Origin of the sequence: Mesorhizobium sp. M4B.F.Ca.ET.214.01.1.1 (genome assembly GCF_004791545.1) — a bacterium.
GTDB classification, from domain to species: Bacteria; Pseudomonadota; Alphaproteobacteria; order Rhizobiales; family Rhizobiaceae; genus Mesorhizobium; species Mesorhizobium abyssinicae.
Genome location: NZ_SRUX01000003.1, coordinates 272,843 through 283,932, shown reverse-complemented (window position 1 = coordinate 283,932; position 11,090 = coordinate 272,843). Strand labels below are relative to the sequence as shown.

Below are 11,090 nucleotides of genomic sequence, written 5' to 3'. Positions count from 1 at the left end.
AAGCGGTCCTATTTCTTGCGGAGCCATTTGAGCACTTCCATGCTCGGATAGCCATCCTGGGTCAAGCCGGCCTTCGCCTGGAAGGCCATGATGGCGGCCTTCGATCCCTCGCCGATCTTGCCGTCGAACTTGCCGTCATAGTAGCCGTGCTCGGAAAGCCGCTGCTGCAGTTCCTGCCGCTCCTCGAAGCTCAGCTTGGTGAAGGGCCGTTTCCAGTCCTGCACCAGGCCGCTGCCACCAGCGATCTCGTCGGCAAGAAGGCCGACGGCGAGCGCGTATTTGTCGGCGTTGTTGTAGGCCTTGATGACCGAGAAGTTCTTGATCATCAGGAAGGCCGGCCCACCGCGGCCGTCGGGCACTTTCAGCGTCGCCTTGTCGGAGCCGTTCTTGAACGGCTTGCCGTTGGCCCTGACGACGCCTAGCGCCTGCCATTGCGCCAGCGTCTTCGAGCCGGCGGGGAGCTTGCCGGCCGGCAGGACGACCTCGTAGCCCCAGGTCTTGCCGGCCTGCCAGCCGTTCTTCCGCAGCAGATTGGCGGCCGTCGCCAGCGCATCGGGGATCGAGTTCCAGATGTCGCGCTTGCCGTTGCCGTCCATGTCGACGGCATAATGCTGGTAGCTGGTCGGGATGAACTGGGTGTGGCCCATGGCGCCGGCCCACGAGCCGCTGAGATGGCTTTCGTCGATATCGCCGCTCTGCAGGATCTTCAGCGCCGCGATCAGCTGGGTGCGGGCGAATTTCGAACGCCGCGGGTCGGCATAGCCAAGCGTCGCCAGCGAGCGGATGACATTGCGCATGATGTCGTTGCGCTTGAGGATCTCGCCATAGTTCGATTCCATCGACCAGATGGCGAGCAGGATGTTGCGGTCGACGCCGAACCGCGCCTCGATCCTGTCCAGCCACGGCTTCCATTTCCTCGCCATCTGCTGGCCGACGGCGACCGACTGGTCGTGCACGCGGTTGTCGAAATAGTCCCAGGCGGGTGCCGTGAACTCGGGCTGGGTGCGGGCCTTTTCCAGCACGACCGGATCGACATCGGTGATGTTCCTGAAGGCCTGGTCGTAGATCGCACCGGAGACGCCGCTCTGCACCGCCGTGGCGCGGAAGCTGGCGACCCATTGCCGGAATCCGGCATCGGCGAAAGCAGGTCCCGCGGGCATCAGCAGGGCAAGCGACAGGCTGGCCGCCGTCACGACGCTTGCAAGGCGCTTTGCGGTGCTGCGAACGGACATCTGTTCCTCCTTTTTCGTATCAGGAAGATCATTCATCGCCGAACCCGGTTAGTATTTAGTTTACCATAGGTGGGGGCGGGAACGAAAAGACGCGACGATGCTTTACGCACTGCAAGTTTTGTAAACTCGGCGTTCCTTACATCTCGATTCCGGCGCGAAAATGTCTCAGAACGGGATTGCGGAGCGCGTAATCAAGCGGATAATTGGCAGCATGAAGAGAGTTCGCAAAGCAGTCTTCCCGGTCGCTGGTCTCGGTACGCGGTTCCTTCCCGCCACCAAGGCAATTCCCAAGGAAATGCTGACCGTCGTCGACCGACCGGTCATCCAGTATGTGGTCGACGAGGCGCGCGACGCCGGCATCGAGCATTTCATCTTCGTCACCGGCCGCAACAAGGCGGTCATCGAAGACCATTTCGACGTCCAGTTCGAGCTCTACGACACGCTTGCCCAGCGCGGCAAGGACGACCAGCTCGCCCGCCTGCAGCGGCTGCAGCCGGCGCCGGGCCAGACCAGCTTCACCCGCCAGCAGGTGCCGATGGGGCTCGGCCATGCCGTCTGGTGCGCCCGCGAACTGGTCGGTGACGAGCCCTTCGCGCTGCTGTTGCCCGACATGATCATGCAGTCGGAAAAGAGCTGCATGAAGGACATGGTCGAGCTCTATGCCGAGACCGGCAACAACATCATCGCGGTGCAGGAGTGCGATCCGGCCGAGGCGCATAAATACGGCATTGTCGGCCGCGGCGAGGATACCCATCACGGCTTCCGCATCACCGGCATGGTCGAGAAGCCGAAGGCAGGCACCGCGCCCTCGAACCTGTTCATCAACGGCCGCTATATCCTGCAGCCGGAGATCTTCGGCATCCTCGAAGGCCAGGAGCGCGGCGCCGGCAACGAGATCCAGCTCACCGATGCGATGCTGAAGCTGGAGAAGCAGCAGCCCTTCTACGGCTACCACTACCAGGGCCGCACCTTCGACTGCGGCTCGCCGGAAGGCTTTGTCGAGGCCAATGTCGCCTTCGCTTTGTGGCGCAGAGACATGAATGAGAGCATGGCCGGCGTCATCCGCACGCTGCTCGACGAGATGAAGCCGTCCGAGCGGCGGGGCGCGGCGCTGTAGAGCAATTCCAGGAAAAGTGCGAGCGGTTTTCCGTCCGGAATTGCATCAAAACAAAAGGATAGAGCGGTTCGCCGTTTCGTTGAAACGGTGAAACGCTCCAGGCGCCGGCCTCCTCAGCGCTGCACCTTCAGCCCCAGGAAGATGCTGTTGGCGACATAGTCGCGGCCGGGCAGGTTGCTGTTCAGCTTCTCGGTCCTGACCCTTGTGGTGAGGCCGGCATAGCGGTTCAGCCACCACGTCAGGCCGGCCTCGGCGCTCAGGATCAGGTCATGGCCGTCGGAGCCGGTATAGTCGCGCCAGTCGAGGCCAAGCGCGGAATTCGCCGTCAGATTGGCGCGGACCTGGCGTTCGCCGGTAAGCCTGCCCGAGTAGAGCACATCGCCACTTTCCCCGGCCGTGGTGGTGCTCTCGATGGTGGTCCTGCCTGTGAGCCCGACGATGGTGCCGCGCTCGGGCGACCATTTGAGATCGGCGTTGACGTAGGGCCCCGCATTGGCCGGCAGGCGGTCGTCGTCGATCGCTTCGCGCAGCCAGCCGACGGAGAATTCGCCCGACAGTTTGTCGTCCATGTCGAGTTCGAGGCCGGCGCGCGCCCCGAGCCTGGTCGAGGAACGTTCGTACAAGTTGCTGTCGAGGCGCAGATCATAGACCCGTCGCCCTGCCTCCACCTCGACAAAAGGCGTTATGGCCGGCGAAACCTGATAGCCGGTGCGCAAGGTCGCGGAATAGAGCGTGGAGTCGCGGTCCTTCTGCGACAGTGTGGTGCCGTCCGAAAGATCGGCGTCGCCATAGAAGTCATGCGTGATCGCGCCGGTCAGCGCGTAGCGCATCTTGCCGACGTCCTTCTCGATGCCGAGGCTGCCGTCCACGGTCTGCCGCAGCGGCTGCGAAGTGACGCCGGCGATGGCGTCCGGCGAGGAGGCCGATTCCGGCACCGCCTCGTAGCCGAGCTTGGCGATGGCGCGCAGCTCGTTGTCGAGGTCGACGTTGAGCTGGCCTTCGATGCGGCCTTGCGCGTCGTTGATCTTCTGGCCCGAAACCGTGTTGCGGAAAATGCCGTAGCCGTCGATCGTGGCCGAGTTCTCGCGCCAGTCGGAGGTCGCGGAAAAACGCAGCGCCGTCTCCGACAGCACCGCCGACGTGCCGCCGCTGCTGGCATCGGCATTGGACGTCGCGGTGAAGCCCTGCTCCAGCGTCGGCCGGAAGACGAAGCTGCCGACCTTGATACCGGTTGCGGCGAAGGGGTCATCCTCGGGCTTGATCTTCTGGCCTTCGATCGAGGCGGTGCGCTCGGCGCCGGGGTCAAGCTTCTGCCTGTCGACGCTGTCGATGGTCACGGCGCGACGATTGGCGCCGTCCTGGTCCTCTCCGGCGGTTCCAGTGTCTGCGGTAGTGGTGGTCCCGGTCGCCGTTGGGTCGGTCTGCTGCTTGGTCTTCTTCTTGTCGGCGGCCTTTGTCTTTTTCTTCCCGGCGGTGTCGTTGTCCGCCTTCTTGTCCGCATCGTCGGCGCGCTGTTTGGCGGTTGAGGTCCGGCGCGGCTTGGGCGGAGAAGGGTTCTCGACGAACGGATCGTCGGTGGCGGCAGGCTGGTCGAAGATGCTGTCGTTCGCGGCCGTTCCATCGGTCTCGTCAGGCACTGCGCCGGGGCTGGCCGGCGAATAGGTGTCGGCCGGAGCGTCGGCGGTCGCGGTCGCGGGCCCGTTCAGATCCTGGGCACGAGCCCTGCTCATCTGCCTGACCTTGCGCTGCTGGTCCGACAGGATCGCCGATTCCGAAACCTCGCCGCGCAACTCGGTTTCCTGGGCATGGAGCGGCATCGGCCGCAGCAAAGCGAGGACGCTCGCCGCCAGCAACAGCGTGCTGACGGCCTTGCCCGTTCGACCTCTTTTCGTTTCAGGCTGGGCCCCGGTCATCGTCACCACTGCTTGCGCGGCGCGGGCGCGCCATACTTACCGAACCGTAAATGGGGATGGTTAACGGAGGGTTGAGGCGGGCGGTTCTCTCGCGCATTCGGTGTCCCGCATGTCGAAGCCAAAATGGTGCGTCAGGAGAGGGCCGCCATCGACCGCAGGTGGCATTTCTGTTGGACAGGCGGGCGGCGAAGCGCTAAGCGCATCAGCCATGCATGCAGGGTCCCCAGAAAAGAAGCGCCCGGACAGGCAGGCTTCGATCGATTCGGCGCTGAGAACCGTGGCGACCGAGCAGGCCGGCATGGCTGCATTTGCCGCCGCGCTCGAGAACGGGTTGGCCGAGCCATTCGCACGCGCCGTCGAGCTGATTTCGGGCATCGAGGGCCGCGTCATCGTCACCGGCGTCGGCAAGAGCGGCCATATCGGCTCCAAGATCGCCGCAACGCTGGCCTCGACCGGCACGCCCGCCTTCTTCGTCCATCCGGCGGAAGCCAATCACGGCGATCTCGGCATGATCGCCAAGGACGATGCCATCGTCGCCATGTCGTGGTCGGGCGAAAGCAAGGAATTGATGGGCATCGTCGCCTATTCCAAGCGTTTCTCGATCCCGCTGATCGCCATCACGTCCGGCGAGACCTCGGCACTGGCGCGCGCCGCCGACGTGGTGCTGCTCCTGCCGCCCGCGCCGGAGGCCTGTCCGCACGGCCTGGCACCGACGACATCGGCGCTGCTGCAACTGGTCATGGGCGACGCGCTGGCCATTGCGTTGCTCGAGGCGCGGGGCTTCACGCCCGACCATTTCCGCACCTTCCATCCAGGCGGACAGCTCGGCGCCAATCTCACGCAACTGCGCGAGATCATGCATGTCGGCGAGCGTCTGCCGCTGGTGCCGTCGGGCACCGGCATGCGCGAGGCGATCATCGAACTCTCGCGCAAGGGCTTCGGCTGCGTGGCGATCAGCGGCGCCGATGGGGCGCTGATCGGCATCATCACCGACGGCGATATCCGCCGCCATATCGCCAACGACCTTCTGGCGATGAGCGTCGATCAGGTGATGACCAGGAAACCAAAGACGGCGACGCCGGACACGCTGGTGGCGACGGCCCTGCAGACCATCAACACCTCCGCCATCACCAGCCTGATGGTGGTCGAGGACGGACGTCCTGTGGGGCTCGTCCACCTGCATGATCTGCTGCGGATCGGCGCGGCCTGAAAAAGGCGCGTCACGCTCGGGAAGCCCTACGCGACACGCCCTGATTTTCTGTTTCGAAAGCGCTGCGCGCTTTCGGGCAATCAGACAGCTTCGACAGTCAGTTCCAGGTCGGTATCGGCCGAACTGACGACGCGCACTTGCGTGCCGGCCGGCAGGTCGGGACCCGACACGCGCCACAACGTGTCGCCGAGCTTGATGCGGCCGCGGCCGTCCTTGATCGGTTCGGCAAGGGTGGCCATCTTGCCGACCTGCTGCGCGCCGCGCCGGTTGAGCAGCGGCTGGTCGGTCGCGTCATGACGCCCGCCAACCAGCTTCTTGCCGGCGAAGGCCGAGACCAGCGACAGCGCCAGGAAGGCAAGGACCTGGACTTCCCAGGTCCAGAAGCTTGCGTCCCAGATGAGCAGCGAAATCAGGCCGATCACCAATGCGGCGATGCCGATCCACAGCATGAAGATGCCGGGTGCTATGACCTCCATAACCAGGAGGACGAGGCCCAGTACCATCCAGTTCCACGGACCAAGTTCGGAAATGATACGGTCGAACATGGGAGCAGCCTCCTATGATCTCAGTTGTCGCCGGACTTGACGACCGGCGGGCGCGAACCCTGCCGCGTCGCGGCAGCCGGTCCGCCATCTTTGAAGACTTCCTTGGCGATCTCGCCAATGCCGCCCAGCGTGCCGATCAGCGACGAAGCCTCAAGCGGCATCAGCACGATCTTGCTGTTGGTGGCCGAACCAATCCTGGTCAGCGCTTCGGTGTATTTCTGCGCGATGAAGTAGTTGAGCGCCTGGACGTCGCCCTTGGAGATCGCCTCCGAAACCACTTGCGTCGCCTTGGCTTCGGCCTCGGCCGAGCGCTCGCGCGCCTCGGCGTCGCGGAAGGCGGCTTCCCTGCGGCCTTCGGCCTCGAGGATCTGCGACTGCTTCAGGCCTTCGGCGGCCAGAATCTGCGCTCGCTTGTTGCGCTCGGCGGTCATCTGGCGGCCCATCGATTCGATCAGATTGGCCGGCGGATTGATGTCCTTGATCTCGACGCGGGTGATCTTGATGCCCCACGGGTGTGCCGCCTCGTCGACGACGCGCAGCAGGCGCTCGTTGATGGCGTCGCGGTTCGACAGGAGTTCGTCGAGGTCCATCGAACCCATGACAGTACGGATGTTGGTCATCGTCAGGTTGAGAATTGCGTTCTGCAGGCCGGAGACCTGGTAGGCCGCTTGCGCCGCATTGAGGATCTGGAAGAAGGCGATGCCGTCGACACCCACAATGGCGTTGTCGCGGGTGATGATTTCCTGGCTCGGAACATCGAGCACCTGCTCCATCATGTTCATCTTGGCGCCGATACGGTCGACGAACGGCACGATGAGGTTGAGGCCCGGGCTCAGTGTTTTGGTGTAACGGCCAAACCGCTCCACGGTATAATTATAACCTTGCGGGATTGTCCTGATGCCTTTGATAAGAAGCACCAACACCAGAAAGGCAAGTGCACCAATCGCAATACCGAAACCACTGAAGTCCATTTGAATCTCCCTCAGATGCCGGCCATGGCGTTGATTCCAGGCAGCCGACTTCACCAAACACTTAGGTGTGTTTCAATAGTGTTACAATCAGGTGATCGCTCATTATTAGTGGATGGAAGAGCGCGACAGGGGCGATCGATCGCCTCAACGCAGCGGGCTCACACCCAGCCGGACAGCTCGCGCCGCGCCAGCGCCTCGATCACCGCCATGCCTTCGGCGCTGTCGTTGAGGCAAGGGATATGGGCGAAGTTCTCGCCTCCGGCATGATGGAAGGTCTCGGCCGCCTCGCGGCCGATCTCGTCCAGCGTTTCGATGCAGTCGACGGAAAAGCCGGGATTGACGATGGCGATCGATTTGACGCCGTCCTTGGCGAGCTTCTCGACCGTGACGTCGGTGTAGGGCTGCAGCCATTCCTGGGCGCCGAAGCGCGACTGGAAGGTGGTGATCAGCTTCTTCTCGTCCCAGCCGAGCTTCTGGCGCAGCAGCCTCGTCGTCTCCAGGCAATGGGCCTGATAGGGGTCGCCCTTGTCGGAATAGGGTTTTGGGATGCCGTGGTAGGAAGTGATGACCACCTCCGGCGCGAAGTCGAGGCTGGCCAGATGGCGTTCGATCGAGCGGGCAAGCGCCTCGATGTAGACAGGCTCGTCATAGTAGGGCGGCACGCTGCGGATCGCCGGCGCGCGCCTGATCTTCATCAGCGCGCGAAACAGTTGGTCGTTGGCGGTCGCCGTGGTCGTCGCCGAATATTGCGGATAGAGCGGAAAGGAAAGAATGCGGTCGCAGCCCTGCTCGACCAGTTTTTGGGCCACGCTCGCGGTCGATGGATTGCCGTAGCGCATCGCCCAGTCGACGACGACATCGGGCAGGTCACCAAACGCTTGGGTAAGCTTCTCGGCCTGGGCGCGGGTAAAGGTGCGCAGCGGCGACTCGTTCTTCTCCCGGTTCCAGATCCTGGCGTAGTTGGCGCCCGACTTCTTCGGACGGGTGGTCAGAACGAGCCCGTAGAGGATCGGGTACCAGATTGCCTTGTTGAGCTCGATGACGCGCGGATCGGAGAGGAACTCCCTGAGATAGCGCCACATCGGCTTGAAGTCGGTGCCGTCGGGCGTGCCGAGATTGATCAGCATCACGCCGACCTTGCCCGCCTTGGCCGGCGCGGGACCAGCCAGCAGCGCGCCTGCGGCCTGCGCGGCTTTGGGATCGATCGGGCTGGTCAACGTCATCAAGGGGTCTCCGGGCATCGCGAAACCAGCGATGGCGGGGCCAAATTAGCGATACGCCGTCGGTTTTCAATGCCGCGTCTGGCCGCACCTTAATACGCATGCCGGAAAGCAGAAACCCGCCCGGTTGCCCGGACGGGTTCGTCGATTTGCTGCGGCAGGAGTTATTTGGCGGCGGGCGGGATGGCCAGCGTCCCGCCGATCGGCAGCCGGTGCGCCTCGAAACCCTTGTTGGCGCCGGAGATCAGCTTCCACTTGGTGCCATCGTTATAGGCCTTCTTGGCCAGATCCCAGAAGGTGTCGCCGGCGACGATGACGTGGCTGGCCTCGGCTGGCGCTGCCTCGGCCGGCTTTGCCGGTTCCGCTGCCGGTGCCGGTGCAGCTTCGGCGGGCTTGGCCGGTTCGGCCGCGGGAGCAGGGGCCGGCGCCGCCGCAGGTGCCGCCTCAGCCGGCTTGGCCGGTTCTGCTGGAGCTGGCGTTGCCGGTGCAGCCTCGGCCGGCTTCGCCGGTTCGGCGGCGGGCGCCGCCGCGACGGTCGCCGCGATCTCGGTAATGCGGCCGTCGAGCTTGGGTGTATACGGCCGGTGCGCGCCGAGATAGTCGGCGACCACCTGCTCCAGGCCCGGGCCGTAGTCATAGGCGTTCTTGGCCTTCTCGGCGAAGACCTTGTAGCCGTCGCCGCCTTGGCGGACATAGTTGTTGGTGGCGACCATATAGTCCTTGTCGGGATTGATCGGCGCCCAGGCGCCGCCTTCCATCACCTCGACCGACTTGACGCGTCCGGCATTGGGCGCGACCGATTTGTCGAAGGAATATTTCAGACCGGCGACCTGCGGGAAGCGCCCGGCGCCGTCCTCGATCTGGCTGAGGCCGCTTTCCAGCCCGGCGACGAGGTCCTTGCCCGAGATCTGGAAGGTCGCCAGCGTGTTCTGGAAGGGCAGCACGGTCAACACCTCGCCCATGGTGACGGTGCCCTGGTCGATCGAGGCGCGCAGGCCGCCGCCATTCGAGATCACGATCTCGACGCCCTGGCCCTTGACGCGGTCGAGAATGGCGTCGGAGACGAGGTTGCCCATCTCGCATTCGCGGGCGCGGCAGTTGTCGCGGCTGCCGTCGATCGGCTTGGTGGTCTCGGCCACTTCCTTGTTCTTCAATTCCTCGATCGGCGCGCCGAGCTCCTTGATGCGGGTGAGCACGGCCGGATCGGGCGTGATCGACTTGTCGAGAAAGATCGGGTCGCCGCTCGCTTCCTTGACGACGCCGTTGTCGTCGAACACGACCTTGAACTCGCCGAGATATTTCGAATAGGAGGCCGCCTGCACCACCGGCACCTTGGAGCCGTCGGGGTTGTCGACCATCGTCGGGTAGGGGCCGGCCGCCTTCGGATCGGTGTTGGACAGAAGCGTGTGGCTGTGGCCGCCGACCACGACATCGATGCCCGGGATCTTGGCGATGACATCGCGCTCGCGGTTGTAGCCGATATGGGTAACGGCGATGATCTTGTTGACGCCTTGCGCCTTCAGTTTCTCGACCTCGGCCGTGATCGACTTGACGTCGTCCTCGATGGCGATGTTCGGGCCGGGCGAAGCGAGTTCCGGCGTGTCGTTGGTCACCGCGCCGACAATGCCGATCTTCTGGCCGCCGACCTCAAGCACGATCGATGGCTTGATCTTGCCGGCGGCGCCGGACTTGTCGTTGGCCACCACATTGGCGCTGACGACCGGGAACTTCGCCTTGTCGAGATAGGGCACAAGTGCTGTCTCGCCGTCGTCGAATTCATGGTTGCCGAGCGTCACCGCGTCCGGCTTGATCTGGTTGAGGAATTCCTCCTCCGCGGCACCCTTGTAGGTGATGTAGAACAGCGAGCCCTGGAAGCTGTCGCCCGCATTGAGCAGCAGCACGTTCTGACCCTCGAGCTTCTTGCGCTCCTGGGCGATCGCGGTGACCAGCCGGCCGGCGCCACCGACGCATTCGCCCTTTGTCTCCTCCTCGGCGGAGCACGTCGACTCGTATTTGTTGTTGCCTTCGATGCGGCTGTGCCAATCGTTGAAATGCAGGATGTTCAATGTGTAGTCGGCAAAAGATGCTCCGGCCGACAGGCCAAGCGCTGACGCGGACAGGGCTGCAATAGCGGCAAATTTCTTCATCTTCCTCTCCCGGATGAACCTCATCAGAGGTGTCTAGCGCCATCGCTTGACTGCAGCACGACAGCCAGCTTCGAGGCATGTTCACATCGCGTTTCGGTCGATGCAAGGGGAAATCAGGACGAGGTTGCCGGCACAAAAAAGACGGCGGCTCGCGCCGCCGTCCGCTATCAGGATAGATGTCTTACCGGCTCAGACGCGACGCGTCAGCACGAAGTTCTGCCCGCTGGCGCTGGTGCAGTTGAGCTGGCTGGTGGAGATCATCAGGCAGTTGAAGCTGACCGGCGTCTGGCGGATCAGCGAGGTGCCGTGGATCTCGACCGAGGTCGCGCCCGTCATGGTGTAGCTGCCTTCGGCGAGCTTCTGGCCGGTATCGGTGGCGACGGTGGTGAAGGCGCCGGCGGTGAAGCTCGACAGACCGGTGCCCTTGGCGTCGATCCAGGAGCCTTCGACGCCTTTCGGTCCGGCCGACATCGGCGGCTCGGAAGGGCCGACGGTGGAGCAGGCGGAAGCGGCCAGCAGGCTTGCCGCCGCGCCCGCCGAAAGCAATTTGCGTGCAATGGTCATGATCAAAATCCTCTCCTCTCGCGTCGGCCCGAAGTCGGTTCGAAGCACGGCGCGGACATTCATAGTGCTAGAGCGTACTCTCCAAACGGACGCACGTCGCTCCAGGCCGCGCCCCTTCAATCGCCCGATTTCCGGGCGATTGCAAGGCAGTCGGATAGGCTGACGGCGCTG

The 11,090-nt window shown here is 63.9% G+C and carries 9 protein-coding genes; 2 read left to right on the top strand and 7 right to left on the bottom strand.

The window, feature by feature from the left end; translation table 11 throughout:
- Nucleotides 1–8: 8 nt before the first annotated feature.
- Nucleotides 9–1,232 carry a lytic murein transglycosylase gene (locus EN857_RS07765; RefSeq protein ID WP_127392013.1) on the bottom strand — a complete coding sequence of 408 codons (1,224 nt, stop codon included), beginning with the start codon at nt 1,230–1,232 and terminating at the stop codon, nt 9–11.
- A gap of 202 nt (nt 1,233–1,434) precedes the next feature.
- Here EN857_RS07765 and galU point away from each other — a divergent pair, with 202 nt between their 5' ends.
- Complete coding sequence (galU, locus tag EN857_RS07760) at nt 1,435–2,349, top strand: UTP--glucose-1-phosphate uridylyltransferase GalU (protein ID WP_187331333.1); 915 nt, start codon at nt 1,435–1,437, stop codon at nt 2,347–2,349.
- Nucleotides 2,350–2,462: 113 nt separating this feature from the next.
- Here the strand turns inward: galU and EN857_RS07755 are convergent, their stop codons facing one another.
- A complete protein-coding gene (locus EN857_RS07755; protein WP_135858268.1) occupies nt 2,463–4,262 on the bottom strand; it encodes an outer membrane beta-barrel protein in 1,800 nt (599 codons plus the stop codon).
- A 208-nt stretch (nt 4,263–4,470) separates the two neighbouring features.
- Here EN857_RS07755 and EN857_RS07750 point away from each other — a divergent pair, with 208 nt between their 5' ends.
- Complete coding sequence (locus EN857_RS07750) at nt 4,471–5,472, top strand: KpsF/GutQ family sugar-phosphate isomerase (RefSeq protein WP_127392802.1); 1,002 nt, start codon at nt 4,471–4,473, stop codon at nt 5,470–5,472.
- A gap of 80 nt (nt 5,473–5,552) precedes the next feature.
- Here EN857_RS07750 and EN857_RS07745 read toward each other — a convergent pair whose 3' ends face one another.
- The 5 genes from EN857_RS07745 to EN857_RS07725 all read right to left on the bottom strand — a co-directional run bounded on the left by EN857_RS07745 (nt 5,553) and on the right by EN857_RS07725 (nt 10,919).
- The gene (locus tag EN857_RS07745; RefSeq protein ID WP_127284907.1) at nt 5,553–6,017 is read right to left on the bottom strand and encodes an NfeD family protein; all 465 of its coding nucleotides are present in this window, start codon (nt 6,015–6,017) and stop codon (nt 5,553–5,555) included.
- Between the two features lie 20 nt (nt 6,018–6,037).
- Nucleotides 6,038–6,988, bottom strand: a complete 951-nt coding sequence (locus tag EN857_RS07740; RefSeq protein WP_127284908.1) for an SPFH domain-containing protein — start codon at nt 6,986–6,988, stop codon at nt 6,038–6,040.
- A 158-nt stretch (nt 6,989–7,146) separates the two neighbouring features.
- The gene (hemH, locus tag EN857_RS07735; protein ID WP_127284909.1) at nt 7,147–8,211 is read right to left on the bottom strand and encodes a ferrochelatase; all 1,065 of its coding nucleotides are present in this window, start codon (nt 8,209–8,211) and stop codon (nt 7,147–7,149) included.
- A gap of 161 nt (nt 8,212–8,372) precedes the next feature.
- Complete coding sequence (locus EN857_RS07730) at nt 8,373–10,355, bottom strand: bifunctional metallophosphatase/5'-nucleotidase (protein WP_127392803.1); 1,983 nt, start codon at nt 10,353–10,355, stop codon at nt 8,373–8,375.
- A gap of 189 nt (nt 10,356–10,544) precedes the next feature.
- Entirely contained in the window at nt 10,545–10,919 is a 375-nt protein-coding gene (locus EN857_RS07725) for a hypothetical protein (protein WP_127284911.1), read from the bottom strand.
- Nucleotides 10,920–11,090 lie beyond the last annotated feature (171 nt).